The following is a 24,649-nucleotide window of genomic DNA, read 5'->3' on the forward strand; positions in this document are numbered from 1 at the left end:
TGGGCGGTCGGGGGAGAATAGGCCGGGCATTGGAGCAGATGCGCTCACAAGCTCGCGCTTCCGCCCTGTCTGCCCCATTCGGCGTCAGGGGGCGCCAGTTTGTTTTACGCATGTCTTTCTCCCAAAACCGGTTCCCACTTTTGGGAGACATGCTCTAGATCGTCCGCTTCTTCATCTGTTCCGCGATATAGTCTGCTTGGCGGATCGCGAGAGCCACGATCGTCAGGGTTGGATTTTCGGCCCCGCCTGTTGTGAACTGGCTGCCATCGGAAACGAACAGATTTTTGATGTCATGCGTCTGTCCGTGCTTGTTCACGACGCCATCCTGCGGCTTTTCGCTCATCCGGTTGGTGCCCAGATTATGCGTCGACGGATAGGGTGGCGTCGGGAAGGTGCGGACGGCACCGACAGCCTCATAGAGCGCCTTGCCCTGCGCATAGGCATGGGTGCGCATGGCAATATCGTTCGGGTGATCGTCGTAATAGACATCGGGAACGGGCAAGCCGTGCTCGTCCTTTACGTCCTTGCTCAGCGTGATGCGGTTTTTCTCCTGCGGCATGTCTTCGCCGACGATCCACAGGCCCGCCATGTTGACATAGTCATCCAGAGCCGAGGTGAAGCTGCGTCCCCAACCGCCGGGATTGAGGAAGGCGGCCATGAAGGGCAGGCCGAGTGAGATTGTTTCCATCTCATAGCCGCCGACAAAACCCCGCTTCGGATTATGCGCAGCCTCGTCGCGGATGATGCCCGCCATGGTGGTGCCGCGATACATATGAACCGGCTTTTCGAATGAGGCATAGACCGAACCCGTCGTATGGCGCAGATAATTGCGCCCGACCTGTCCCGACGAATTGGCAAGCCCGTCTGGAAATTTCGATGAGGCCGAGTTGAGCAGCAGGCGCGGGCTTTCGATCGAATTGCCTGCTACGCAGACGATGCGCGCTTTCTGCAGATGCTGCTTGCCGTCCTTGTCGGCATAAAGCACGCCCGTCACTTTGCCTGCCGCATTATGCTCGATCTTGAGCGCCGTGCATTCGGGGCGAACTTCCAGCTTGCCGGTTTCCTCACCTTTTGGAATTTCGGTATAAAGCGTCGACCATTTCGCACCCCATTTGCAGCCTTGAAAGCAGAAACCGGTCTGCTGGCAGCCCATGCGGTCGTCACGCGGCGCGGAATTGATCGCCATGCGACCCGTATGACATTCCTTGTAGCCAAGCTTGTCGGCACCGGCCTTCATCACCTTGAAATTGTTGTTGCCCGGCAGGCCTTCAATGCCGTTGGTGCGCGTCACGCCCATCTTGTCTTCGGCCCTGGTATAATAAGGTTCTAGATCGGCAAGCGTGATCGGCCAGTCGAGCAGATTTGCCCCTTCGACCTTGCCGTAATGGGTCAGGGTCTGGAACTCGTAATCCTGAAAACGCAGCGATGCGCCAGCCCAGTGCGTGGTGGTGCCGCCGACGGCTTTCACGATCCATGCGGGCAGATTTGGGAAGTCCTTCGCGACCCGCCAGTCGCCGGACGTGGTGCGCCTGTCGAGCCAGGCAAGCTGCGCAAAGCTGTCCCATTCGTCATTGATGAAATCTTCGAATTCGTGGCGCTTTCCGGCTTCCAGAATAACGACGTCGATGCCTTTCTGCGCCAGCTCGTTGCCGAGCGTGCCGCCGCCTGCGCCGGAGCCGATGATGACGACGACCTTGTCGTCCTTGAGATCATATGGAGCAGCCATGGTTTCCTCCCAATGCTTCGCCGTTTCCGCAAAACGCAAGGCGCTTGCAGGACGGTGGTGCCGCTTGGAATTGGTTGAGCTTGATCAGCCCCTTAAAGCCATTCGATATCGTCGAAGCCGCGCTTGATGTAACCGCCCTGGGAATAGGATTCGCCTTCGTAACCGAAGAGCGGCCAGATATCCTTCTGATTATAAAGGCCGGTCACAAGTCCGCTGCGCACCTTCTGGAAGAAGGGGCTTTTTTCGATATCGCGCAGGATCGCGACGCGCTCTTCCTCCCAGCCGAGCCCCAGATAGCCACCGGTTCCGGCACGCTTGTTCAAATCGGCAACACCGTCCTCGATCAGCTTTTTAAGCGTTTCGTCCTTGGCGGAATCCGTGTCGTAGGGCTTGACGGCAATGGCGTAAAAGCGGTCAGGCAGCTTGTCATGCGGATAGATATCGCGTGCGAGCTGGATGAGTGTCGCCATGGTTTCGGGCTTGAGCGTGGTGGTTTCGAGCGCCCATGCGAATTGCGGGCAGATAACGGCATTGCCGCTGATGACCAGCATGGCCCCAAGGCTCAGGCCTGCACCGCGCTTCAAGAGGTCGCGGCGGGAGAGCTTCTTTTTTTCATGGGTGGAAAGACCGTCGAAAACGGTTGTCATTCGGTTCTCCTCCTTTGCTTGCCCATCCGGAATGGATGGACTGGCTGCGCGCACCCGAAGGTTTTTACCACCGGGAACGTTGGCGTCTGTCATGGCCGCTCCTCTCGGCCATGGCAGGCGATACAGGTGCCGGGCGGCTTATACCAAACCTCAATGAGATCGACTCATCTAGGTTTGGTTAAGCCCGTGCGGCGATTGAGCATTTTCAGAGCGTGATGCGTCAGCATCTTAGCGCCCTGGTATTACTGGTAACGGCCGCCACGCTGCAGTACTTCGATCTTGTAGCCGTCCGGGTCTTCGGCAAAGAAGAAACGGGCGAGCTGCACGCCGTTATTCTTGAAATCGACAAGCTTACCGACCTTGAAGCCGAGTTCGGTAAAGCGGGCATGTTCCGCATCGACATCGTTTACGGCAACGGCGAGGTGACCATAGCCATCACCCAGATTGTAAGGCTCCGTGCGCCCCTTGTTGACCGTCAGCTCGACTTCGAAGTCGGCTTCGGCATTGCGCAGATAGATCAGAGTGAAGGTTTCGAAATCGATGCGCTCGGCGATATCGAGGCCAAAGGCCTGATTGTAGAAGGAAACGGATTTTTCCTCATCGAGAACACGGATCATCGAATGGATGGCTTTAGCCACAAGCTACTCCTGTTTCTTATGCCGCTTCGTCAAAAGCGGCTTGCGATTGTCTTGCTGGTTGTCGATTATGAAAGAAAAAACGACGGCGTGGTGGCAATCGGCTACCACAGCCAAGTTCGTGCTCTAAAGGATGGAGGAACCCATGTGCAAGGTTTTCGCCGAGCAGGACCCGGAAGGCTACCGGCAGATCAATCGCTCTGTGCGCATTGGCGGTCATTCCACCAGCATTCAACTGGAAGCGACGTTCTGGCGACTGCTGGATGAGATCGCGGCCAGCCAGAACCTGACCACACCACGCTTCATCTCGACGCTCTACGATGAAGCGCTGGAGGCCAATGGCGCGATCCCGAATTTTGCATCCATGCTACGCACCACCTGCGCGCTTTACCTCATGGGGCATCGCCCCGAGACGGCTGTCTGTGAGGAAGCGGCCTGAATGAGCCCCGAATGAGGCATTGGCCTCTTGGTGAAAAGGGAATAAGGCAGTAACAGTAAGGGAATATGGGAATAGGGGAGTAAGGGAATAGGTGGTCACGCGGTGTGTTCGTTTCGAGGAACATACTCCCGTACGCCCCTATTCCCTTACTCCCCTGACAAGGGAATCGAAATGGCAAGCGTAACGCGCGAACAGGTTCTGGAACGGCTGAAGACCGTGACTGGGCCGGATTTCGAAAGCGATGTTGTGTCGCTCGGACTGGTATCGGATATCTTCATTGCCGATGGCAAGGTCTTCTTCTCCATCACGGTTCCTGCCGAGCGCGCCGATGCGCTGGAGCCGATGCGGCTTGCCGCGGAAAAGGCCGTGAAGGAAATTCCAGGCGTTTCCGGTGCGCTGGTCACACTGACGGCTGAAAAGAGAGGCGGTCGCACCAGCGATGACGCCCCGCCACCGCCAAAGCCGCAATCCACCCATCAGGCGCGTCCGGCTGCCGCCGCATCCGCGCCGCACCGCCATCCCGCGCCACCGCAGCGTGCGGCGACGAAACCCGGCATTCCGGGCGTTGGCGCGATCATCGCTGTCGCATCGGGCAAGGGCGGGGTCGGCAAGTCCACCACGGCGGTCAATCTTGCGCTCGGCCTTGCCGCCAACGGGCTGAAGATCGGCATTCTCGACGCCGATATTTACGGGCCGTCCATGCCGCGCCTGCTTGGCCTTTCCGGTCGTCCGGAAACCGTCGAGGGCCGCATCCTGAAGCCGATGGAAAATTACGGTATCAAGGTCATGTCGATGGGCTTCATGGTCGATGAGGAAACGCCGATGATCTGGCGCGGGCCGATGGTCATGTCGGCGCTGACGCAGATGCTGCGCGAAGTGGCCTGGGGCGAGCTTGACGTTCTCGTCGTCGACATGCCGCCCGGCACCGGCGACGCACAGCTCACCATGGCGCAGCAGGTGCCGCTGGCGGGCGCCGTGGTCGTTTCGACACCGCAGGATCTGGCGCTGATCGACGCGCGCAAAGGGCTCAACATGTTCCGCAAGGTGGATGTGCCGCTTCTGGGTATCGTCGAAAACATGAGCTATTTCATCGCGCCCGACACCGGCGCGCGCTACGATATTTTCGGCAATGGCGGCGCGCGCAGGGAAGCGGAACGTCTCGACGTGCCGTTCCTGGGCGAAGTGCCGCTGCATATGGATGTGCGCGCCTATTCGGACGCTGGCACGCCGATCACCGTCCATGAACCGGATAGCGAGCACGCGAAAATCTATCGCGAGATAGCCCGGAAGGTCTGGGAGAACATGAAAGGCGGCAAGGGCGCTGGCAGGCCAGCACCGGCGATTGTCTTTGATTAGGGGAGTAAGGGGTAAGGGGTTAAGGCAGTAGGGCAGTAAGGCATTATGTTAAGGGAATAGGGGAATATGTTTTGATTGCGGATGACCGCGCCAACCATATCCTTCTCTGCCCTACTGCCCTACTGCCCTACTGCCCTACTCACGTAACCACCGACGGCTCTGCCCGCCCGCTACGCTTCTTCACTTGCGCGATCTGTTCTGCCGCTTCGATGAACGGAGCCAGCGTTTCCTGCGTATCGAGATTGTGCTTGGTGGTATCTGCTTCGTAGCGCTCGATATAGATGCGGATGGTTGCGCCCGATGTGCCGGTGCCGGACAGGCGCAGCACCACACGACCGCCATCCGGGAAATAGATGCGGATGCCCTGATGTTCGCTGATCGAGCCGTCGACCGGATCGTGATAGGCGAAGTCGTCGGCTTTCTCGATCTTGAGGCCGTTGACGGTCGTGCCGGGCAGGGAGGCAAGCTTGCCGCGCAGATCGGCCACCAGCTTGTTGGCGATGTCGGAATCGACCGCTTCATAATCGTGGCGGGTGTAATAGTTGCGTCCGAAACGCGCCCAATGTTCCTCGACGATATCCTTCACGCTTTGCTTGCGCACCGCCAGAATATTGAGCCAGAGCAGCACGGCCCATAGGCCGTCCTTCTCGCGCACATGGTCGGAGCCGGTGCCGGAGCTTTCCTCGCCGCAGATCGTGACCTTGCCATTGTCGAGCAGATTGCCGAAGAACTTCCAGCCGGTCGGCGTTTCAAACATGCCGATGCCGAGCTTGTCAGCCACGCGGTCGGCGGCAGCACTGGTCGGCATGGACCGGGCGATGCCCTTGATGCCGTCCTTGTAGCCCGGCGCCAGATGCGCATTGGCGGCCAGCATGGCGAGCGAATCGGAAGGGGTCACGAAAATGCCGCGCCCGATAATGAGGTTGCGGTCGCCGTCGCCATCGGAAGCCGCGCCGAAATCCGGTGCATGGTCGGACATCAGCAGATCATAGAGATCCTTGGCATAGACGAGATTCGGATCGGGGTGATGACCGCCGAAGTCCGGCAGGGGCACGAAATTGACGACGCTGCCTTCCGGCGCACCGAGACGACGCTCGAAGATTTCCTTGGCGTAAGGCCCGGTCACGGCATGCATCGCATCGAATTTGAGACCGAAGCCGCCCTTGATCATGGCGCGGATGGCATCGAAGTCGAACAGGCTTTCCATCAGTTCGGCATAATCGGTAACGGGATCGAAGATGACGACTTCGGTATCGCCGATCCGGGTGTTGCCGATCGTGTCGATATCGACATCGGCCACCTCGGCAATCCTGTACTGGTCGATCACCTTGGAGCGGGCGAAGATCGCCTCGGTGATCTTTTCCGGTGCCGGTCCGCCATTGCCGATATTGTACTTGATGCCGAAATCTTCCGTAGGCCCGCCGGGATTGTGGCTTGCCGAAAGTATCATGCCGCCGAAAGCCTTGTATTTGCGGATCATGTTGGAGGCGGCGGGTGTCGAAAGAATGCCACCCTGACCCACCATGATGCGCCCGAAGCCATTGGCGGCGGCGATCTTGATGAGCTTCTGGATCACTTCGCGGTTATAATAGCGCCCGTCGCCGCCGACCACGAGCGTCTTGCCGGCAAAACCTTCCAGCACATCGAAAACCGACTGGATGAAGTTTTCAGCATAATTGGGCTGCTGGAAAACCGGAACCTTCTTGCGCAGGCCCGAAGTGCCCGGCTGCTGGTCCTGGTATGGCGTGGTCGCAATCGTCTTGACGGTCATATCTTTCCCGTTCGGTCCAATGGTTTCAAGCAGTTAACTCGTCGGCTTTTGTGCCCTTTGCAAGACAACATAAGCAGTTTCAGGAAAAGTGCGAAGCGGTTTTCCGCGAGAAACTGCGTACAAAACAAACAGATAGAACGATTTTAAGATCGTTCTATATCAAACTTATTGATTGAAAATAACAAAGCGTGTGTTTGCCGCTCGCCATGCTACAAATTCTGCCATGATCGACAATGCTTGTCCCATCAATGGCCCGCGCGATGTGATGCGGCTGAAACGCGACGACGCTACCGGCCTCGAAGCCGTGGCGGCTCGTTTCCACAGCCACGCCTATGACATGCATTTTCATGACGAATGGCTCGTCGGCGTGACCCATGCGGGCGTGCAGGATTTTTTCTGCCGGGGCAGACGGCGGCAGAGCACGCCGGGGCGGGTGATTCTCATCGAGCCGGGCGAACGCCATGACGGGCAGGCGGTCGCGGCGGACGGTTTTGCCTATAACATGCTCTATATGCCGCAATCGCTGGTCAGAAGCGCAATGGGCGGCAATGACGCCCATATCGGCTTTCGCGAGACGCTGGCCGATGATGGACAGTTGTTCCATGCGGTCGCCCGCGCCTGCGAGGCGATTTTCCGCGAAGCGCCGCGCCTGATGATCGAAGACTGCTGCGATCAGGTGACGAACCATCTTGCCCGGCATCTTGGGCAGGAGGCGACAGAAAAAGGCTCGGCTCCGCACCCGGTCGCATCCCGCGCCATGGACTATCTGCGGGCGCGCTTCGACGAGGAGTTCGGCCTTGATGAACTGGCGGAAGCGGTTGGGGCTGCCGACCGTTTCCAGCTTTCACGCGGGTTTCGGCGTGAATACGGCACCTCGCCGCATGCCTGTCTGGTGCAGTTGCGCCTTGCCGAGGCACGGCGTCTGTTGCGCGAAAAAGTAGCGCCAGCGGAAGCAGCCGCGCTCAGCGGATTTGCCGACCAGAGCCATATGGGGCGCTGGTTCCGCCGCGCCTATGGCATGACGCCCGCCGCCTATCGCCGGGGACGCACAAACGTTCCAGAAATTGCGGTGAAAAGCCGTTAGGTCTTCTCTCGAAAAGAGGAAGACCGATGATTTTCGATACCAAAGTAGCCATTCTCGTCCTGCACGATCTGCCTGTCTGGCAGAAGCTCAACGTCACCGCCTTCATCGCAACCGGCATATCCGGCGCGGTGCCGCACGCCATGGGCGATCCTTATGAGGATGCGGCAGGCCGCAAACATGCGCGTCTGCTGGGCCAGCCGATGCTGATTTTCTCAGCAACACCGGATGTCCTGCAGCGGGCATGGCAGCAATCGATCCAGCGCGATCTCATCCGTGCGCCCTATGTGCGGGCCATGTTCGATACCGGGCATGATGTCGCCAACCGTGCCGTATTCAAGGCGGAAAATGCCGACGCGCCCGATCTGGTCGGCCTTGCGCTTTATGGCCCCAAGAAGGATATCGACAAGGCCATCAAGGGTTCTAGTCTGCATCCTTGAACAGGACGCTCTGATCGAACAGATAGCGGTTGGAGAGCGGCAGGCTTGCCGCGCCCATCGCCTTGGCATGGACGCCAACCTTGCCTTCGATGATCTTCGGTGCCCGCAGGCCCTGCAGGTCAAGGCATGAAAGCTCCACGCGGGTCGCTTCCACGATGCGATGGCGTACATTGCCTGGCAGCCAGCCGTCGATGACTGCGGCGGGAAAGTCGATGACGGAGGCGGCCGCCACCGTCGCATGCGCCAGCCCGCGTGCGGCAAGCGCCACCCATTCGTCGAGCGGCGTGCCGAAATTGCGCCAGTTTTCCGGCGAAAGCCACAGGTCGTCGGAAGGCAGATTGCGTTCCTGCAACATGCGTTCGAGAACGAACAGAGAGGCCGTATCGATAAGCTGCAAGGTCTCGCCGCGTTCCCAGGTTCCGCGCATGCGCATCGGCATGGAGCCAAGCGCGCCTGCATTGCCGGTGCGCCCCGGATAGAGCGTGTTGTTCAGCACCACGCCGCCGCCGATGAACGAGCCAATGAAGAAATAGACGAAATCGGTGAATTCTGGTCCGCGGCCAAAGGTCAATTCTGCGCCGCAAGCCGCCGTGCCGTCATTCTGCACGAAGACCGGAAACGAAAACGCCTTGGCAAAATCGGTGACCAGATCAGCGCCGAGCCATGCATCCAGATCCTCGGCAGGCGCACCGACTTCCTCGACCCAGTTCCACAATTCAAAGGGCAATGCGATGCCAAGGCCTGCGATGCGGTCACGCTTGCCGGGATCGAGTGCTTCGGTGAAAGCGGCGACGCTGTCGATGGCAAAACGGCGGATTTCACTCGGCACAGGCCAGCGATAGGTAATGTGCCGCCGTTCGCGGATCGTGCCCAGAAAATCCATCAGGATGATTTCCGCGCTGCGCCGCCCGATCTTGAGACCGAAGGAGAAAACCCCGTCGGCGGCAAGGCGCATCGGCATGGAGGGCTGGCCGACACGACCGCGCACCCGTTCGCCCTGCGTAATGAGGCCGTCTTTTTCCAGCGCACGAATGATGACGGAAACCGTCTGCGCCGAAAGCCCGGTCAGGCGGGCAATGTCGGCGCGGGCAAGCTGGCCATGCCTGCGTACAAGCGCCAGAACCAGCCGCTCATTATAGGCACGCACGCCGATCTGGTTGGAACCGCGATTGACGCTCGCGCCGGGTCCGGCGAATTGCAGCATGGCAGGGCCCGGAGTGCCGGAAAGAGTGCCGGAAAGCGTATCGGCAGACCTGTTGTCTGGCTCGCCTTCAACTTTATGCCTGACCATAGCCTCTCCCAGATCCCGTGCCCATGAAATGCAGTCTTGCAGTGCTGCCATGGAATGCCGGAGTTCCTAGAGCGCCGTGTGTCCGTCCGGATGCACAAAGACCGCTCTAACCATTTGTTTTCACGCATTTTCGGACGCAAAGCCGTTTCACACTTTTGCTCGAAATGCTCTAAACCAATCACCGAAGGAGAAAAAGCCCCAATCGCAAGAGATATGAAATAAAAACAATCGCTTAAGATGGGGCGCATGATCAAACGGCAAGCCTGTCGCGCGTCCCTACCAGCCCTCTCTCCTCCGCGTCGCAGAGTGACACAGCATATTAATAAATCAAGTGGATTTATTAATTGACTCTCTTTTGAAGCCGTGTTTTGCTTCTCCCATGCCGGGGGAAGAGGACCGGTTTCACTCTGGGAGGAGTCCATGAAGAAGACAGTTCTGTCGGCAGCCTTTGCTGCCTTCACGCTTGGCGCTGCCGCCATTCCATTGAGTTCGGCCAATGCCGCTGATGTCGGCGCGTGCCTCATCACAAAGACCGACACCAACCCGTTCTTCGTCAAGATGAAGGAAGGCGCCATTGCCAAGGCCAAGGAGCTGGGCGTCAATCTCAAGACCTATGCGGGCAAGATCGACGGCGATTCCGAAAGCCAGGTCGCGGCGATCGAAACCTGCATCGCCGACGGTGCCAAGGGCATTCTCATCACCGCTTCAGACACCAAGGGCATCGTGCCGTCGCTGCAGAAGGCGCGCGATGCGGGTATGCTCATCATCGCGCTCGATACGCCGCTTGAACCCGCCGACGCGGCTGACGCAACCTTTGCCACCGACAATTTCCTTGCCGGTGAGCTGGTTGGCAAATGGGCGGCGGCGACGCTTGGCGACAAGGCCAAGGATGCGCGGGTTGCCTTCCTCAACCTCACCGCATCGCAGCCGAGCGTCGACGTTCTGCGCGATCAGGGCTTTGCCACCGGCTTCGGCATCGATCCGAAGGACAAGACCAAGCTCGGCGACGAAGACGATCCGCGCATTGCCGGTCGCGATCTGACCGACGGCAACGAAGAAGGCGGACGCCGTGCGATGGAAAACCTTCTCCAGAAGGACCCGAACATCAACGTCGTCCACACGATCAACGAACCTGCCGCTGCCGGTGCCTATGAGGCGCTGAAGGCCGTCGGTCGCGAAAAAGATGTGCTGATCGTCTCCATCGACGGTGGCTGCCCCGGCGTCAAGAACGTGCAGGAAGGCATTATCGGTGCGACATCGCAGCAATATCCGCTGCAGATGGCGGCACTCGGCATCGAGGCGATCAAGAAGTTCGCTGATTCAGGCGAAAAGCCGAAGCCGACCGAAGGCAAGGACTTTGTTGATACCGGCGTATCGCTTGTCACCGACAAGCCGGTCGATGGCGTTCCGTCCATCGACACCAAGGCCGGGCTCGACAAGTGCTGGGGCTGAGCCTTTTCTGAAACTCAGGTTCGGCAGATCGGATGGTCTGCCGGATCTTTCTGCAGGTGAAGGCAGGAGACAGATATGAGTGAGCCCCAGGCGGCTTCCGCTGCACAAAAAACGTCTATGCAGGACTATGAAAAGACGTTGTCGCAAAGCGCGGCCGATGTCGCCTCCTTCGATGCGGGCGACCAGTCGACGCTTTATCGGATGCGGAATTTTTTGCATCACAATCCCGCCGCTGTGCCGCTGATCGTGCTCGTCCTGTCGCTGCTGGTGTTCGGCATCACGCTTGGCGGCAAATTCTTCTCCGCATTCGCTCTCACGCTCATTTTGCAGCAGGTCGCCATCACCGGCATCATTGCCGTGGCACAGACACTCGTAATCCTGACGGCGGGTATCGATCTTTCGGTCGGCGCCATCATGGTGCTGTCATCGGTGGTGATGGGCCAGTTCACCTTCCGTTACGGGCTTCCAGCCGAGCTTTCCATTCTCTGCGGCTTTGCCACCGGCGCGCTTTGCGGCTTCATCAACGGCTTTCTGGTGGCCTATGTCCGCCTGCCGCCCTTCATCGTGACGCTCGGCATGTGGCAGGTGATCCTCGCCACCAACTTCCTCTATTCGGCCAATGAGACGATCCGCGCGCAGGAAATCACGGCTCAAGCGCCGATCCTGCAATTCTTTGGCCAGAGCATCCGCATCGGCGGCGCGGTCTTTACCTATGGCGTCATCGCGATGGTGCTTCTGGTTCTGCTGTTTTGGTATGTGCTGAACCATACCGCCTGGGGACGGCACGTCTACGCCATTGGTGACGACCCCGAGGCGGCACAGCTTTCCGGCGTCTCGGTGAAGCCCATCCTCATGTCGGTCTATGTGCTGGCCGGTATCATCTGCGCGCTTGCAGGCTGGGCGATGATCGGTCGCCTCGGTTCCGTGTCGCCGACCGCAGGCCAGTTCGCCAATATCGAATCCATTACCGCCGTGGTGATCGGTGGCATTTCGCTCTTCGGTGGGCGCGGCTCCATTCTCGGCACCATGTTCGGCGCGCTGATCGTCGGCGTGTTTTCACTGGGCCTGCGCCTGTGGGGCACCGATCCGCAATGGACCTATCTCCTGATCGGCGTTCTCATCATTGCCGCCGTCGCCATCGACCAGTGGATCAGAAAGGCTGCCGCATGAAAACGAACACCACGCCTGTTCTTTCTGCCAAGGGGCTGGTCAAGCGCTACGGTCGCGTCACGGCTCTTGACCATGCCGATTTCGACCTCTATCCGGGCGAAATCCTCGCGGTCATCGGCGACAATGGTGCAGGCAAGTCCTCGCTCATCAAGGCGCTGTCCGGCGCGATCAAGCCGGATGAGGGGGAAGTCCTGCTCGACGGCAAGCCGGTCAGCTTTCATTCGCCGATGGAAGCGCGGCAGGCGGGCATCGAGACGGTCTACCAGAACCTTGCTTTGTCGCCCGCGCTTTCCATCGCCGACAATCTGTTTCTGGGCCGCGAAATCCGCCGCAAGGGACCGCTCGGCTCGCTGTTCCGCATGCTGGATCGCGGCGCGATGGAAAAGATCGCGCGCGAAAAACTGTCAGAACTGGGCCTGATGACCATCCAGAACATCGGCCAGGCGGTGGAAACCCTCTCGGGTGGCCAACGTCAGGGCGTTGCTGTGGCGCGCGCTGCTGCCTTCGGCTCCAAGGTGGTCATCATGGATGAGCCGACGGCGGCGCTGGGCGTCAAGGAATCGCGCCGCGTGCTCGAGCTCATTTTGGACGTGAAGCGGCGCGGCATGCCCATCGTGCTCATCTCGCACAACATGCCGCATGTGTTCGAAGTCGCCGACCGCATCCACATTCACCGGCTCGGACGCCGCCTGACGGTCATCGACCCGAAGGAATATTCCATGTCGGACGCGGTAGCCCTGATGACCGGCGCGATGAGGCCGAAGGAAGCGGCTTGAACTTCTGATAAGCTGACAGGACGAATCACGGAAACCGGACATGACGCCTATTGAGCGCGAAGCCCTGCCTTCGGAAATTCTTGCGCGGCTGGCGGAAACCGACGGACGCCTGATCGTGGCCATTGCAGGCCCGCCGGGAGCCGGGAAATCCACCCTATCCGACTATCTGCGACAGGCCATCAACAAGGGCGACGAGGTGCCGTCCATCGTCGTGCCCATGGACGGATTCCATCTCGATGACGGGATTCTCGATCAGCGCGGATTGCTGAGCCGCAAGGGATCGCCGCCCACCTTCGACTGCGCCGGGTTTGCGGTATTGCTTCAGCGTCTGCAGCAGGCAGAGGACGAAGTCTTCATCCCGGTCTTCGACCGCTCGCTGGAGCTTTCGCGCGCCGCCGCATCCGTGGTCGTGCCGGAACATCGCGTGCTTCTGGTCGAAGGCAATTATCTGCTGCTCGATCAGGAACCCTGGTCGCGGCTCGTTCCCTTTTTCGACATGACGATCTATCTGGACGTGCCCTTTCCAGAGCTGGAGCGCCGCCTGATCGATCGCTGGCTCGGCTTCGGCTTCGATGCCGAAACAGCCCGAAACCGTGCGCGTTCCAACGATATTCCCAATGCGGAACTTGTTGTTTCTCAGTCGCGCAAGGCAGATTTTGTCGTCAAAGCCGATGCATGATAACAGGGAATTGCGCCTTTCGAGGGTTGCGGCGATGGACTTGCGTCTGCATGATGGCAAAAATCGCTTCATCAGTTTCCGACCGGAATAGTTCCCCATGACGACTTATGTTTTCGCGCCGCCCCCGCAGCCATTTCTGCCTGTGAAGGGAACGGACGCGCGCTTTCCCGTGCATCGCATCTATTGCGTCGGCCAGAACTATGCCGATCACGCCATCGAAATGGGCGGTGATCCAACCCGCAACCCGCCTTTCTTCTTTCAGAAGAACCCGGACTGCCTCGTGATCGAGGGCGGTGATTTCCCCTATCCGCCGAAGACCGAGGATGTGCATCACGAGATCGAACTTGTGGTGGCGTTGAAGGCCGGCGGCACCGACATTGCTGTCGAAAAGGCGCTGGACCATGTTTATGGTTACGCCGTCGGCATCGACATGACGCGTCGCGACCTGCAGGCTGTCGCCAAGAAGGCCGGGCGCCCGTGGGAAGTGGCCAAGGCCTTCGAACATTCTGCGCCCTGTTCTGCCATCGTGCCGGTGTCGGAAGTCGGCCATCTTGAAAAGGCTGCGATTTCGCTTTCCATCAATGGCGAAACCCGTCAGTCGGGCGACCTCAACCAGATGATCTGGAAAGTGGCGGAAACCATTTCCTACCTGTCTTCGCTCTTTGAGCTGCAGCCCGGCGATCTTATCTTTACGGGTACGCCTGCGGGCGTCGGACCGGTGAAGCGCGGCGACCGTCTGAAAGGCAAGGTGGATGGTTTGGGGGAACTATCCGTAACAGTCGTTTGAAATATGCGGAGGAGCATGAATGAGCATCTATCTTCCCGATGACGTGCACGACGCTCTGGAGCGCTTCATCGCCGAAAAACATCACGGTCTCAACCAGACCGAGGCGATGACGCTGATCCTGCGCAAATGGCTGGTGCGCGAGGGGTATCTGTCGGCGGAGCCCGAACATGGCACTCCGCCGGATGAACTGAACGCGACCAATGACGATTGAACAAGGCAGCAATTGACTATGGCCAAACAGCCGCCGGAAGGAGTGGGGCGCAAGACCGCGCTCGGGCGACGTCTTTTGATTCTGATGATTCTGGCAATTTTGCTCGTGATCGCGCTCGTCTGGATGAGCATTTATCTCTTCGATCCAAACGGCGGTCTGGACCTCGATGACCTTGATATTTTCGCGTTTAATTTCAATGCTGTAGATACAATGCTCTCACGCGCTCTGTGATTGCGTTAATCCTTTTGTTACCATTTGAAATATTCATTTTGGCTGAGCCCTGACGTTTAGCGCTTCCGTTTGCCGTCTTTTGCGTGGTACACGATTGTCATCGACCGAAAGAATATTGACTGAAACGGGCGCTTTCCGATGCCTGTAAAGCCAAGAGGATCTGGATGGCATTCGAGGACATCAAGGCAGAAATTGCGCTGCTTTTCGAGCAAATGGTGAATCAGCCGCAGGACGCTCATGAAATCCGTGAAACGGTTCGCGAGAAGCTCAATGCGCTGCGGGCCAGCGGTTTGCCTCTGCCTGAAGATCTGGTCGAGCTTGAAAAACGCATCGAAAAAGATTTCGATTCCTGAGAACGGGTCCGGTCATGCGTTACGCGCTTTCCTCTTCTTCATCTGCCGCTCTGGTCCGCAAGGGCCTCATGCTTCTTGGTTGTGCCGTGGCGCTCAGTGCCTGCAACACCACCAATGACGGCAAGCCCGTGAAGACGGCGCTGATCACGCAGACCGATACTGCATCCAGCCAGACCGCTTCCGCGACAGGCAGCGCTGCCGGTGCGACGGCAGACACCGCAGGCACGGTGACTGCCGATGCAGGCGCTGTTGCCGGAACGCAAACCGTCGCAGCGGTGACCGATCCTTCCGATCCGGTCCTGCCTGCTATCGTCCCCATTCCCGGCATTCGTGGCCAGTCCGAACCGATGATGGCCTATGCCGGTGCGCAGGCCGCCGCTTCGCCGGCATCCGTGGCTGCCAATATGGCGTTTGAGACACCGGATCATGCGCCGGAAGAGCTTGATGCGCTGATCACCAAATATTCCGTCGCCTATGATGTGCCGGAGCGCCTTGTGCGCCGGGTCGTGCATCGTGAAAGCCGGTTCAATCCGGGTGCGCGCAACGGCCCCTATTGGGGCCTGATGCAGATCAGCCATCCGACCGCTCGCGGCATGGGCTATACGGGCGCAGCCAAGGGCCTGCTCGATGCCGAAACCAATCTGAAATATGCGGTTCGCTATCTGTCCGGCGCTTATAAGGTAGCCGGTGGTAATGAGAGCCAGGCAGTTCGCTACTATGCGCGCGGCTATTATTACGATGCCAAGCGCAAGGGACTGTTGCAGGAAACGGGTCTCGACGGAAGCTGGAAGCGCAGCGGCCCGACCCGCGACGCAGCCGCTTCCATCCAACCGGCGTCCTTGCCGGAAGGCGGGGCAGCGCCACTCCCCGGTGTCGCTCCCATCCAGGCGTCCTACGCACCGGCAGCGCAATAAACCAACTGTCATCTTGACGCTGCAAAGCGATGGCAGTTTCCTGTCCTGAGCTGACGACAGGAAAGCCTCCATGGATGTAAGATTGCCTTATCCGATCAAATGGAAATATGACCGGGCCGAATTGTGGGCCGATGGTATCATCCATGTTCTGGGTGTCGGGCTGGCGCTTGCGGGCGCCATTGCCATGCTGATCTATTTTCTGCCGAACATGCCTGCAGCGACCTCGATTTCATCGGGGGTCTATCTCGCGAGCCTTCTGGCAGCGCTCGGAATTTCGGCTGTCTACAATATCTGGCCGGTTTCGCCGACCAAATGGTTCCTGCGCCGTTTTGACCACTCGGCTATCTATCTTCTGATTGCCGGAACCTACACGCCATTTGCCATGCATATGGGGGACCGCGCGCTGCCGCTGCTTCTCTTCGTGTGGAGTGTGGCTTTGGTCGGCATTACGTTGAAACTGTTCATGCCGGGGCGCTTCGACCGGTTGTCGATCCTGCTTTATCTGGCGCTCGGCTGGAGTGGCGTGATGGTCTACGACACCATGGTGCAGTCACTGCCGCCAGCCGTTTTCTGGCTGATCGCGGCCGGTGGCATGGTTTATTCTCTGGGTGTGATCTTCCATGTCTGGGAGCGCCTGCGGTTTCAAAATGCCATCTGGCATGGTTTTGTCGTGGTGGGCGCGGCGCTGCATTATTGTGCGGTGTTCTTCGTTGGCGCATGGAACTGAAGCCCGGTCTATTTCGGCTCTGACGGCCTGCAAATGGCGCGTTCCCGATGCTCATGTACCTTAAATGTGGGCGCATGGAATAAGCGAAAAGCGCGACGTTTCGGATTCAGTTTATGACGTGCCGAAAATGGTGGTTTGCGAGAACCGGAGCGGAATGTACTTTAAGGTACATGAGCACCGGAAGCGCAGCAAAACGTCATTTGCAGGCCGTCAGAAGCTGAATCCTAATGGAAGTCGCGTGAGTTCGGCATAATCCTCACATTGCGCGGATGATGCGCCATCTGGGATGGAGCGACGAGGCGCTGCGCTTCGCGTCCGCTCATTTCGATCAATGCTGCCGAACGATCCTGCAGTTTTGACGCGACCAGATGCACGACCCCTTCGGGGCTGCGCTGGATGCGCCCTTCGATATGGATCAGCCGCGCCCCCATCACTTCGCGGCGAAACGCCTTCATGATCTTCGGCCAGACGACAATATTGGCGATGCCGGTTTCATCCTCGATAGTGAGGAACACCACGCCCTTGGCGCTGCCGGGGCGCTGGCGTACGGTGACGATGCCCGCCACTTTCATGCGGTGCCCGTCGGCACCTTCCTGCACGGCGCGGCAGGTGGAAACGCCTTCCGCTGCCAGCCCCTCGCGCAGATATTGCAGCGGATGCCCTTTCAGCGAAAGCCGCGTCGTCTCGTAATCGGCAATCACATGCTCCGATGCGGCCATTTCAGGAAGCTTCGTGCGCGGTTCCTCCGCCAGTTCGCTGGTTGCGGCGGCGCGGAACAGCGGCAGGGTTTCGTCGTTGGGCAGACGGCGCACGGCCCACAATGCGGCGCGGCGGTCGATATCGAGCGAGCCGAAGGCATCGGCATCCGCCAGAAGCGTGAAGGCGCGCCGGTCGAGCCGGAGCCGCCGATGCATGTCCTCGATGGTGCGGTAAGGCTCCTGCCGGTCGGCAATCAGGAGTTCGGTGTCCCGTTTGGAAAACCCGTCGATCTGCCGGAAGCCGAGCCGGAGCGCTGGTCGAATATCGAGCGTATCCTCCAGAATATTATCCCAGTGACTGAAGTTCACATCGACGGGCAGCACCGTCACGCCATGCTCGCGAGCATCGCGCACGATCTGGGCGGGGGCGTAAAAACCCATGGGCTGGGAATTGAGAAGCGCTGCGGCGAACACTTCCGGGTGGTGGCATTTGATCCATGCGGAAATATAGACCAGATGGGCAAAGCTTGCCGCATGGCTTTCGGGGAAGCCATATTCGCCGAAACCCTTGATCTGGTTGAAGCAGTTTTCGGCAAAGGTCCGGTCGTAGCCCCGATTGACCATGCCTTCGATCATCTTGGTCTCCATCGTATGGATAGTGCCCATCTTGCGGAAAGTGGCCATGGCGCGGCGCAACTGGTTGGCCTCATCCGGTGTGAATTTTGCAGCCTCCATGGCAATGCGCATCGCCTGTTCCTGAAACAGCGGCACGCCCATCGTCTTGCCGAGAATCTGCAGCAACTCGTCCGGCGGGCCATGTTCCGGTGAAGGCGATGGCAAGGTGCAGGGTTCTTGTCCGTTTCGCCGCCGCAGGTAAGGATGCACCATGTCGCCCTGAATAGGGCCAGGGCGCACAATGGCGACCTCGATGACGAGATCATAGAACTCCTGTGGACGCAGACGTGGCAGCATGTTCATCTGGGCGCGGCTTTCCACCTGAAACACGCCGAGCGAATCCCCCTTGCACAGCATGTCGTAGACGGCTTTGTCGCCCTGCTCCAAGGTGGCCAGCGTTAGCTTCTGCCCACCATAAAGCTGCGGCTTGTGCTGGTGAATGAGGTCGAAGGCCTTGCGGATGCAGGTGAGCATGCCGAGCGACAGCACATCGACCTTCATCAGCCCCACCTCGTCGATATCGTCCTTGTCCCATTCGATGAAAGATCGCTTGTCCATCGCCGCCGGGCCGATAGGCACGGTCTCGTCCAGTCGATCACGGGTCAGAACGAAACCGCCGACATGCTGGGACAGATGGCGCGGAAAGCCGATCAGCGTGATAGCCAGTTCCACCGCACGCCGAATGATGGGATTGTCGGGATCGAGACCCGCCTGCCTGATATGCTGCTTGTCGATGCCGCCGCCCGATATGCCCCACACCGTATTGGCGAGCGCTGCCGTTACGTCTTCGGTCAGGCCCAGCGCCTTGCCGACATCGCGGATTGCGCTGCGCGACCGATAGCTGATGACGGTCGCGACAATGGCTGCGCGATCTCTGGAATAGCGCTTATAAACATATTGCATCACCTCTTCGCGCCGATCATGCTCGAAATCGACGTCGATATCCGGTGGCTCCTTTCGCTCCACCGAAAGAAAGCGCTCGAACAGGAGGTCAACCTGTGTCGGGTCCACACCGGTGACGCCAAGGCAGAAGCAGACAACGGAATTGGCCGCCGAACCGCGTCCCTGACACAGAATGCCTTCTCCGCGGGCATGGTTCACAATGTCATAGACGGTGAGGAAATAGGGCTCATATTCAAGCTTGGCGATCAGCGCCAGTTCCTTGTTAATCAGGCTCTGCACCTTCGGCGGGATAGTGTCCGCGCCGTAATGACGGGCAGCACCTTCCCAGACGAGATCATAGAGATGCTGCTGTGCTGTCTTGCCGGGTGGGATGGGTTCATCGGGATAATCATATTTCAGCTCATCAAGCTGGAAGGTGATGGGCGCGATGAAATCGGCGGTCGCTTCGATGGCCTCAGTGTAATCCCGGAACAGTCTCAGCATTTCCTTTGGTGGCTTCAGGTGGCGTTCGGCGTTCTTTTCGAGAAGCCGCCCGGCTGCGAAAACAGTCGTGTGGTGGCGGGTTGCCGTCAGCACATCCTGAAGCGCGCGGCGGTCGGGGTGATGATAAAGCACGTCATTGGTGGCGAGCAGCGGCACATTGGCTTCGGCTGCAAAACGGGCGGTGCGTTCTGCGCGGCGTCCGTCATGGCCCTGATGCGGCATGGCGAGCGCCAGCCAGACCGAGCCGGGGGCAGCTTGCGCAATCTCCGTCAGGCGTGCGGCAAAATCCGGCTCGTCTTCGTCAGGCGGAAAGACAGCGATCTGAAACTGCCGCGCGCGAAACAGCAGGTCGGCCCATAGCAGATGGCATTCGCCCTTGATGGCGGCGCGCTGTTTGCCCTCCGTCAGCAGGCGGCACAATTGCCCATAGGCCGGACGATCACGCGGATAGACGAGCATATCCGGCGTGCCGTCGATGAAGGTAAGGCGACAGCCGATGAAAAGGCGGAAATCGCTTTTCTTGCGAATATCCTTCCAGACCGCATGTGCCCGCACCACGCCAGCCAGCGTGTTGCGGTCGGCAATGCCGATGCCGGACAGGCCAAGTTCATGCGCACGCGCTACCAGCTCCTGCGGATGCGAAGCACCGCAAAGGAAGGAAAAATTGCTGGCAGCGGCCATTTCATAATAAGGAACCATCACGCGAATAACCCATGCAGAAACCAGCGCGGATGATTGGCACCGTCATAAAGGCCTTCGCGGAAAATCCAGAAGCGCTGGCCGTTCTCGTCTTCCACCCGGTAATAATCGCGCAGTCCCGGAACTTCGTGACCGATGGCGAGCCACCATTCCGGTTCGATCCTTTCCGGCCCTTCGGCAAGGCGCACATGATGGCGCACCCGTCGCCACAGGAAGAATGACGGCGGACTGTCGGGCACTTCCGCCACGCTTTCGATTGGCTGTGGTGGGCGAAACAGTTTTATGGGGCGCGCTGGCGGGTCGCCCGGCAGTTCCGCCTGGCTGCGATAATCGGCTTCGGTTCTTCGCGACCCATGCAAGGCAGGGACGAGGCCGAAAGCGCGCTCCGGCATATGCGTGTTGCGCGGAAAGGAAACGAGAACGCGGTCCTGTCCAAGTCGTGCCGAAAGCCGGTCGACAAGCTGGCCGAACCCCGCTTCATCTTCCTCGTGCTGGTCGAGCCCGGTCTGGCGCTGGGCCACTGCCGCGCTGCGCAGCGCTGCCAGCCGGATCATGTCGAAGCCGAAACCGGCATCGAGTGGGTCGGTCAAGGCGTTGAGCCTTTCACGCGCAAGGCGCAGGAAAACCTTGTCGCTGCGCAAGGGCTGGCCGGTCTCGATGTGGATATGACGCACTTCGCCATCGACACGGAAGAAGGAGGCCTCAATCAGCAGTGCGCCTTTGCCCTCCGGTTCAAGCTGCGCAAAAAGCGCCTGCGCCAGTTCCTGCAAGATGCGTTCGACCAGTTCCATTGCGGTAACCGGCTCTGACAGGCGGCGCTCGACGGTACTGAGCGGCATGATGCGCAAGGGAGAAATCGGCGCGCGCTCCTGCCGCACCAGCCGGTCGAGCCGGGTCGCAAGATCGGTGCCAAAACGGGCGGTGAGGGCTGCGCGCGGAAGCTCCATCACATCGCCGATGCGTTTCAATCCGGCGCGCTTGAGGCCGGTTTCGGCAGCTTGCGTCAGTTCAAGCGCGGAGAGCGGCAGGCGGGGAAGCAACCGGTCGGTCTCTGTCCTGCTGAAGACACCGCCCTTCGTTCCCCGTGCCAGAAGCCGCGCGGCAAAACTGTTATCGGTAATCGCCGCCTGTACGCCAAGCCTGGCCCGTTCCAGACGCCGGATTGCATCGGCACGCATGGCGTCGAGCCCGCCAAAAAGATGCGCGCAGCCGGTTATGTCGAGCATCAGCCCATGCGGCTCATCGAAGGCGACAAGCGGCGTATAGCGTTCGCACCAATGGGCAAGACGCTTGAGCAATGCCGCATCATGTTCCGGTGCTGCGGCTGCCACGTCGAGCCTTTCCACGCGGGCGCGCGCATCGGTCAGCGCCATGCCGGGAAAAAGGCCAAGCTTTGCCGCTGCCGCATCCACCGCTGTCAGGCGCAGCGCATTGGCCGTGCGCTCGGTCACCACCAAAGGCAGGCGCGGTTTGCCATCAGGCGGAGCGCTGCTGCGAAGCCGGTCGGTCGGCAGAAACGGAAACCAGAGGGCGAGAAACAAGCGTTCTGCCGTCGCGTTCATTGGCACCAAATTCAAGGGTTTCATTGTTCCATTCCATGATCCATTGCCCGCATGTGCCGTGGCGGTTGCGCTCCAGAACGGTGGAAAAGGCGGGCTTTCCCGGCGCGTTTGCTCCGCTGGAGCGCGAAGGCGCAGGCGCCACCCGCCAGCGGCTGACGGCAGCGCTCTGCACGCCTGTGCGGTGGCTCCTGAGCAGGATGACAGGCAGTTGCGCGATTTCTGTTGCAAGAAGCAGACGACGCGAAGCGGTCAGGTCGAGACATTTCGGCTGGCCTGTCACCGAGGCGACGACGCCGGAAACAAGATGCGAGGCCTTGCCGCCGCTTCCGGCTTCCAGCGCATCGTTTGCTGCCTTCAGGACATCCTGTGCCGTGGGGCAGCGCACGATCAGAAGACGCGACGGGTCGATCCCGAAGGCATGAAGCCCCGGCGGATAAAGCCCGCCATATTCACTTGCGGCGCTTTCTTCCTCGATCCAGATGATCGGGCGGCGAGGCTCTGTAACACCTTCTGCTGCACGGGCGGCAAAAGCGAGCGCAAAGCCGGTCGCGGCCATATGCGCACCGGGGTTTTCGGCAAAAACCTCATGCAGCGCATCGCCCGCCAGGCCATGCGGAAAGGCGGCATCGGCCCCGGCAAGGCCGAGCGTGAAACTGCGCGCGCGCCCGAAGCCCGTTTGTCCCTGATTTGCAAAACTACCTTGCGGATCGTTACCTTCTATGGTCGTAACCATGCGCCGCAGCGCCGCGATGTCGATGCCGCTCACGTCTAGATTCCATCTTTTGTTCTCTATATGTTCTAGTATTGAATCGAGCGAGGCAAGAGTCAAGCGGGATCAGAAATCAGTCCAGTGGACTGATTTCCTTGCATAGGCGTTTCACACTTTTCGGGATACGCTCTATCATCGCGATAGCGGTTTTGGATCAGGCGGCTTCCCTGAAAGGCACGCCTGCCAGTTGCGCCAGATGGCCGGGAAGGTCGGTGCCAGCACCAGCCGCATTGATGGTGTCGAAATAATCATGCCAGCCGGTGGCGGTGATTCCGGTAATCAGCATGTCGAGAGCTGCTTCGTCCGGGAAACGCCAGATGGCGAAGAAACGCTGGTCGGGTGCAAAAGGCTTTGTCGCGTCGACGGGACCTAATGCCAAAGCCTCGATACCGAGCGCCGCAAGACCGCCCATACCCGCACCGACTTTTTCAAAGAAGGCCTGCCTGCCTTCAACATCAAGCGCGCACCAGCTTGATTTCGGGGAATAAAGCTCGGCGAGGTAATAGGTCATGTCATATCCCTTAGGGTTGCATTGATCTTGAAAGAGCGACCGGCATCGGTGCGACTCCAGATGCGACGCAGCAAGGTGCTGAGAAGTTGCTGTTCGCCTGTCGAGAGGTCGCTCATCAGGCTTGCAATCCATGCGGTGTGTTCTTCGAAAAGTTGTTGCGCCAGCAACGAACCTTCGGATGTCAGCCGGACAATCAGCTTGCGGCGGTCCTCGCTATCCGCGCGGCGCTTGAGGAAACCATCGCGCTCCAGCCCGTCCAGCAGGCCGGTGATGGTGGCGCGCGTGACACCTGCGCGTTCTGAAAGCTCGTGCGGCGAGAGGCCGTCGGGCGCATCGTGCAGCAGAAACAGCAGGACGAACTTGCCTTCCGAAAGCTTGTGCGGTGCAAGCCGGTTGGCGCAATCCCGGTCAATGGCCGCAGCAAGCGACAAAACCTCAAAGCAGACTTTCAGCGCGCCGATGGACGGGCTGTGCCGGCGCTCCGTTTCGCCCAGAAGGGCGCGATGCTTTTGTTCGATTATTTCCATATGGCGACATATAATATGGCGCCATACTAAAAGCAAGCGGTTTTGAATGTTCAAGTGAAAATCAGGGGAGCTTGATCGATAGATATATACGGTTTATATATGATCCATATATGAATCGTATGGTCTGGACAATGCTATGGGTATCGTGAAAATCGGTGACGAACTGCATGAGGAACTGCGCAAGGCGAGTGATGTCATGTGCCGTTCGATCAATGCGCAGGCTGAATACTGGATGAAGATCGGCATGCTGGCGCAGGCCCATCCCGACCTGTCGTTCAACGAGATCGTGCAGATGCAGTTGCGTGCAGCGCAGGTCGAGCTGCCGGTTCTGGCGGTGCAGTCGTCATGACCAAGACACCTGCCGAAGTGGAGAAAATGGCGGCATCCGGCGCGCTGCTCGCCTCCGTTTTTGCACTTCTCGACCGCACGCCGCTGGCGGGCATGACCACGATGCAGGTCAATGATCTGGTCGAGGATTACATTACCCGGCAACTGCAGGCGCGGCCTGCCAGCAAGGGGCAATATGACTATCCCTATGTGCTGAATGCTTCAAAGAACGAAGTCGTCTGCCATGGCATGCCGTCGAATGACGAGATCATTGAAAACGGCGAAATCATCAACTTCGATATCACGCTGGAAAAGGAGGGCTATATCGCCGATTCCAGCAAGACCTATATGGTCGGTGAGGTTGCTCCCTTTGCCTCGCGGCTGGTCCGTGTGACCTATGAGGCATTGTGGAAGGGGATTGCAGCCGTGCGACCCGGCGCGACTTTGGGTGACATTGGCCATGCCATCGAGCGCCACGCCAAGCGGCATGATTACAGCATCGTGCGGGAATATTGCGGCCACGGTATCGGTCGCGAGATGCACGAGGAACCGCAGGTTTTGCATTTCGGCAAGCCCGGCACCGGCGTTCGTTTGCGCGAAGGCATGGTGTTCACCATCGAACCGATGCTCAATCAGGGAACGGCCAAGGTGAAGACCGAAAAGGACGGCTGGACGGTGGTGACGCGTGATGGAAAACTGTCAGCGCAGTTTGAGCATACGGTTGCGGTCACCTCGAATGGCGTGCGGGTGCTGACCTTGCGCCCCGGTGAGGAAAAGATGCTCGCTGGTGTGAAACACGCAGCTTGAAT

General features: G+C 59.3%; 26 protein-coding genes. 16 read left to right on the forward strand and 10 right to left on the reverse strand.

Annotation, left to right across the window (positions count from 1 at the left end):
- Nucleotides 1-154 precede the first annotated feature (154 nt).
- The 3 genes from FIB18_RS10740 to FIB18_RS10750 all read right to left on the reverse strand — a co-directional run bounded on the left by FIB18_RS10740 (nucleotide 155) and on the right by FIB18_RS10750 (nucleotide 3,011).
- Nucleotides 155-1,726 carry a GMC family oxidoreductase gene (locus FIB18_RS10740; RefSeq protein ID WP_140020690.1) on the reverse strand — a complete coding sequence of 524 codons (1,572 nt, stop codon included), beginning with the start codon at nucleotides 1,724-1,726 and terminating at the stop codon, nucleotides 155-157.
- 92 nt (nucleotides 1,727-1,818) lie between these two features.
- The gene (locus FIB18_RS10745; RefSeq protein ID WP_140020691.1) at nucleotides 1,819-2,373 is read right to left on the reverse strand and encodes a gluconate 2-dehydrogenase subunit 3 family protein; all 555 of its coding nucleotides are present in this window, start codon (nucleotides 2,371-2,373) and stop codon (nucleotides 1,819-1,821) included.
- A 242-nt stretch (nucleotides 2,374-2,615) separates the two neighbouring features.
- Nucleotides 2,616-3,011, reverse strand: a complete 396-nt coding sequence (locus tag FIB18_RS10750; protein WP_140020692.1) for a VOC family protein — start codon at nucleotides 3,009-3,011, stop codon at nucleotides 2,616-2,618.
- Between the two features lie 142 nt (nucleotides 3,012-3,153).
- Here FIB18_RS10750 and FIB18_RS10755 point away from each other — a divergent pair, with 142 nt between their 5' ends.
- A complete protein-coding gene (locus FIB18_RS10755; protein ID WP_140020693.1) occupies nucleotides 3,154-3,447 on the forward strand; it encodes a ribbon-helix-helix domain-containing protein in 294 nt (97 codons plus the stop codon).
- Nucleotides 3,448-3,618: 171 nt separating this feature from the next.
- A complete protein-coding gene (apbC, locus tag FIB18_RS10760) occupies nucleotides 3,619-4,803 on the forward strand; it encodes an iron-sulfur cluster carrier protein ApbC (protein ID WP_140020694.1) in 1,185 nt (394 codons plus the stop codon).
- A 139-nt stretch (nucleotides 4,804-4,942) separates the two neighbouring features.
- On the opposite strand, the gene FIB18_RS10765 is transcribed toward apbC, so the two are convergent.
- Nucleotides 4,943-6,574: an alpha-D-glucose phosphate-specific phosphoglucomutase gene (locus tag FIB18_RS10765; protein WP_140020695.1), complete on the reverse strand. Its 1,632-nt coding sequence runs from the start codon at nucleotides 6,572-6,574 to the stop codon at nucleotides 4,943-4,945.
- Nucleotides 6,575-6,797: 223 nt separating this feature from the next.
- Between FIB18_RS10765 and FIB18_RS10770 the strand changes: the two genes are divergently transcribed.
- On the forward strand, nucleotides 6,798-7,658 hold the full coding sequence (locus FIB18_RS10770) for an AraC family transcriptional regulator (RefSeq protein ID WP_140020696.1): 861 nt from the start codon (nucleotides 6,798-6,800) through the stop codon (nucleotides 7,656-7,658).
- A gap of 26 nt (nucleotides 7,659-7,684) precedes the next feature.
- Nucleotides 7,685-8,095: a DUF2000 domain-containing protein gene (locus tag FIB18_RS10775; RefSeq protein WP_140020697.1), complete on the forward strand. Its 411-nt coding sequence runs from the start codon at nucleotides 7,685-7,687 to the stop codon at nucleotides 8,093-8,095.
- Here FIB18_RS10775 and FIB18_RS10780 read toward each other — a convergent pair.
- Complete coding sequence (locus FIB18_RS10780; RefSeq protein WP_140020698.1) at nucleotides 8,079-9,386, reverse strand: ROK family transcriptional regulator; 1,308 nt, start codon at nucleotides 9,384-9,386, stop codon at nucleotides 8,079-8,081. The two genes, FIB18_RS10775 and FIB18_RS10780, sit on opposite strands and share 17 nt — an antisense overlap.
- Before the next feature lie 420 nt (nucleotides 9,387-9,806).
- On the opposite strand from FIB18_RS10780, the gene FIB18_RS10785 reads away from it, so the two are divergent.
- The 10 genes from FIB18_RS10785 to trhA all read left to right on the forward strand — a co-directional run bounded on the left by FIB18_RS10785 (nucleotide 9,807) and on the right by trhA (nucleotide 16,686).
- Nucleotides 9,807-10,838 (forward strand): sugar ABC transporter substrate-binding protein, encoded by a 1,032-nt coding sequence (locus FIB18_RS10785; protein ID WP_140020699.1) that lies wholly within the window; start codon nucleotides 9,807-9,809, stop codon nucleotides 10,836-10,838.
- 75 nt (nucleotides 10,839-10,913) lie between these two features.
- Entirely contained in the window at nucleotides 10,914-12,008 is a 1,095-nt protein-coding gene (locus FIB18_RS10790) for an ABC transporter permease (protein WP_140020700.1), read from the forward strand.
- Nucleotides 12,005-12,784, forward strand: a complete 780-nt coding sequence (locus FIB18_RS10795) for an ATP-binding cassette domain-containing protein (protein ID WP_140020701.1) — start codon at nucleotides 12,005-12,007, stop codon at nucleotides 12,782-12,784. Before FIB18_RS10790 ends, FIB18_RS10795 begins: the two co-directional genes overlap by 4 nt.
- Before the next feature lie 40 nt (nucleotides 12,785-12,824).
- Nucleotides 12,825-13,463 carry a nucleoside/nucleotide kinase family protein gene (locus FIB18_RS10800; protein ID WP_140020702.1) on the forward strand — a complete coding sequence of 213 codons (639 nt, stop codon included), beginning with the start codon at nucleotides 12,825-12,827 and terminating at the stop codon, nucleotides 13,461-13,463.
- A gap of 97 nt (nucleotides 13,464-13,560) precedes the next feature.
- Entirely contained in the window at nucleotides 13,561-14,250 is a 690-nt protein-coding gene (locus FIB18_RS10805) for a fumarylacetoacetate hydrolase family protein (protein WP_140020703.1), read from the forward strand.
- A 19-nt stretch (nucleotides 14,251-14,269) separates the two neighbouring features.
- Complete coding sequence (locus FIB18_RS10810) at nucleotides 14,270-14,461, forward strand: ribbon-helix-helix domain-containing protein (RefSeq protein WP_140020704.1); 192 nt, start codon at nucleotides 14,270-14,272, stop codon at nucleotides 14,459-14,461.
- An 18-nt stretch (nucleotides 14,462-14,479) separates the two neighbouring features.
- Nucleotides 14,480-14,692, forward strand: a complete 213-nt coding sequence (locus FIB18_RS10815; RefSeq protein ID WP_140020705.1) for a hypothetical protein — start codon at nucleotides 14,480-14,482, stop codon at nucleotides 14,690-14,692.
- Between the two features lie 164 nt (nucleotides 14,693-14,856).
- A complete protein-coding gene (locus FIB18_RS10820) occupies nucleotides 14,857-15,045 on the forward strand; it encodes a hypothetical protein (protein WP_061344759.1) in 189 nt (62 codons plus the stop codon).
- 14 nt (nucleotides 15,046-15,059) lie between these two features.
- Nucleotides 15,060-15,959 carry a lytic transglycosylase domain-containing protein gene (locus FIB18_RS10825; protein ID WP_140020706.1) on the forward strand — a complete coding sequence of 300 codons (900 nt, stop codon included), beginning with the start codon at nucleotides 15,060-15,062 and terminating at the stop codon, nucleotides 15,957-15,959.
- A 70-nt stretch (nucleotides 15,960-16,029) separates the two neighbouring features.
- Nucleotides 16,030-16,686, forward strand: coding sequence for a PAQR family membrane homeostasis protein TrhA (trhA, locus tag FIB18_RS10830; RefSeq protein ID WP_140020707.1), 657 nt, complete (start codon nucleotides 16,030-16,032; stop codon nucleotides 16,684-16,686).
- A gap of 224 nt (nucleotides 16,687-16,910) precedes the next feature.
- On the opposite strand, the gene FIB18_RS10835 is transcribed toward trhA, so the two are convergent.
- The 5 genes from FIB18_RS10835 to FIB18_RS10855 all read right to left on the reverse strand — a co-directional run bounded on the left by FIB18_RS10835 (nucleotide 16,911) and on the right by FIB18_RS10855 (nucleotide 23,513).
- Nucleotides 16,911-20,144, reverse strand: coding sequence for an error-prone DNA polymerase (locus FIB18_RS10835; RefSeq protein WP_140020774.1), 3,234 nt, complete (start codon nucleotides 20,142-20,144; stop codon nucleotides 16,911-16,913).
- Nucleotides 20,144-21,595, reverse strand: a complete 1,452-nt coding sequence (locus tag FIB18_RS10840) for a Y-family DNA polymerase (protein WP_140020775.1) — start codon at nucleotides 21,593-21,595, stop codon at nucleotides 20,144-20,146. The genes FIB18_RS10835 and FIB18_RS10840 overlap by 1 nt, the downstream gene beginning before the upstream one ends.
- Nucleotides 21,596-21,620: 25 nt before the next feature.
- Entirely contained in the window at nucleotides 21,621-22,472 is an 852-nt protein-coding gene (locus tag FIB18_RS10845; RefSeq protein ID WP_140020708.1) for an ImuA family protein, read from the reverse strand.
- 157 nt (nucleotides 22,473-22,629) lie between these two features.
- Nucleotides 22,630-22,986 carry a DUF6616 family protein gene (locus FIB18_RS10850; protein ID WP_140020709.1) on the reverse strand — a complete coding sequence of 119 codons (357 nt, stop codon included), beginning with the start codon at nucleotides 22,984-22,986 and terminating at the stop codon, nucleotides 22,630-22,632.
- A complete protein-coding gene (locus tag FIB18_RS10855) occupies nucleotides 22,983-23,513 on the reverse strand; it encodes a MarR family winged helix-turn-helix transcriptional regulator (RefSeq protein ID WP_140020710.1) in 531 nt (176 codons plus the stop codon). Before FIB18_RS10855 ends, FIB18_RS10850 begins: the two co-directional genes overlap by 4 nt.
- Nucleotides 23,514-23,649: 136 nt before the next feature.
- Between FIB18_RS10855 and FIB18_RS10860 the strand changes: the two genes are divergently transcribed.
- Together FIB18_RS10860 and map are read left to right on the forward strand one after the other, a co-directional pair.
- Nucleotides 23,650-23,862 (forward strand): ParD-like family protein, encoded by a 213-nt coding sequence (locus tag FIB18_RS10860; RefSeq protein WP_140020711.1) that lies wholly within the window; start codon nucleotides 23,650-23,652, stop codon nucleotides 23,860-23,862.
- Nucleotides 23,859-24,647: a type I methionyl aminopeptidase gene (gene map / locus FIB18_RS10865; RefSeq protein WP_140020712.1), complete on the forward strand. Its 789-nt coding sequence runs from the start codon at nucleotides 23,859-23,861 to the stop codon at nucleotides 24,645-24,647. The genes FIB18_RS10860 and map overlap by 4 nt, the downstream gene beginning before the upstream one ends.
- The last annotated feature ends 2 nt before the right edge of the window (nucleotides 24,648-24,649 follow it).

Origin of the sequence: Brucella pecoris, from assembly GCF_006376675.1 — a bacterium.
In the GTDB taxonomy this organism is placed as follows: domain Bacteria; phylum Pseudomonadota; class Alphaproteobacteria; order Rhizobiales; family Rhizobiaceae; genus Brucella; species Brucella pecoris.

Bases quoted from the DNA above. Each gene is read 5' to 3' on its own strand.
- FIB18_RS10785 (WP_140020699.1), top strand. From the start codon at position 9,807: ATGAAGAAGACAGTTCTGTCGGCAGCCTTTGCTGCCTTCACGCTTGGC.
- FIB18_RS10765 (WP_140020695.1), bottom strand. From the start codon at position 6,574: ATGACCGTCAAGACGATTGCGACCACGCCATACCAGGACCAGCAGCCG.
- FIB18_RS10855 (WP_140020710.1), bottom strand. From the start codon at position 23,513: ATGGAAATAATCGAACAAAAGCATCGCGCCCTTCTGGGCGAAACGGAG.
- trhA (WP_140020707.1), top strand. From the start codon at position 16,030: ATGGATGTAAGATTGCCTTATCCGATCAAATGGAAATATGACCGGGCC.
- FIB18_RS10805 (WP_140020703.1), top strand. From the start codon at position 13,561: ATGACGACTTATGTTTTCGCGCCGCCCCCGCAGCCATTTCTGCCTGTG.
- FIB18_RS10850 (WP_140020709.1), bottom strand. From the start codon at position 22,986: ATGACCTATTACCTCGCCGAGCTTTATTCCCCGAAATCAAGCTGGTGC.
- FIB18_RS10740 (WP_140020690.1), bottom strand. From the start codon at position 1,726: ATGGCTGCTCCATATGATCTCAAGGACGACAAGGTCGTCGTCATCATC.
- FIB18_RS10795 (WP_140020701.1), top strand. From the start codon at position 12,005: ATGAAAACGAACACCACGCCTGTTCTTTCTGCCAAGGGGCTGGTCAAG.
- FIB18_RS10775 (WP_140020697.1), top strand. From the start codon at position 7,685: ATGATTTTCGATACCAAAGTAGCCATTCTCGTCCTGCACGATCTGCCT.
- FIB18_RS10860 (WP_140020711.1), top strand. From the start codon at position 23,650: ATGGGTATCGTGAAAATCGGTGACGAACTGCATGAGGAACTGCGCAAG.
- apbC (WP_140020694.1), top strand. From the start codon at position 3,619: ATGGCAAGCGTAACGCGCGAACAGGTTCTGGAACGGCTGAAGACCGTG.
- FIB18_RS10835 (WP_140020774.1), bottom strand. From the start codon at position 20,144: ATGGTTCCTTATTATGAAATGGCCGCTGCCAGCAATTTTTCCTTCCTT.
- FIB18_RS10770 (WP_140020696.1), top strand. From the start codon at position 6,798: ATGATCGACAATGCTTGTCCCATCAATGGCCCGCGCGATGTGATGCGG.
- FIB18_RS10810 (WP_140020704.1), top strand. From the start codon at position 14,270: ATGAGCATCTATCTTCCCGATGACGTGCACGACGCTCTGGAGCGCTTC.
- FIB18_RS10745 (WP_140020691.1), bottom strand. From the start codon at position 2,373: ATGACAACCGTTTTCGACGGTCTTTCCACCCATGAAAAAAAGAAGCTC.
- FIB18_RS10815 (WP_140020705.1), top strand. From the start codon at position 14,480: ATGGCCAAACAGCCGCCGGAAGGAGTGGGGCGCAAGACCGCGCTCGGG.
- FIB18_RS10755 (WP_140020693.1), top strand. From the start codon at position 3,154: ATGTGCAAGGTTTTCGCCGAGCAGGACCCGGAAGGCTACCGGCAGATC.
- FIB18_RS10780 (WP_140020698.1), bottom strand. From the start codon at position 9,386: ATGGTCAGGCATAAAGTTGAAGGCGAGCCAGACAACAGGTCTGCCGAT.
- FIB18_RS10790 (WP_140020700.1), top strand. From the start codon at position 10,914: ATGAGTGAGCCCCAGGCGGCTTCCGCTGCACAAAAAACGTCTATGCAG.
- FIB18_RS10820 (WP_061344759.1), top strand. From the start codon at position 14,857: ATGGCATTCGAGGACATCAAGGCAGAAATTGCGCTGCTTTTCGAGCAA.
- FIB18_RS10825 (WP_140020706.1), top strand. From the start codon at position 15,060: ATGCGTTACGCGCTTTCCTCTTCTTCATCTGCCGCTCTGGTCCGCAAG.
- map (WP_140020712.1), top strand. From the start codon at position 23,859: ATGACCAAGACACCTGCCGAAGTGGAGAAAATGGCGGCATCCGGCGCG.
- FIB18_RS10800 (WP_140020702.1), top strand. From the start codon at position 12,825: ATGACGCCTATTGAGCGCGAAGCCCTGCCTTCGGAAATTCTTGCGCGG.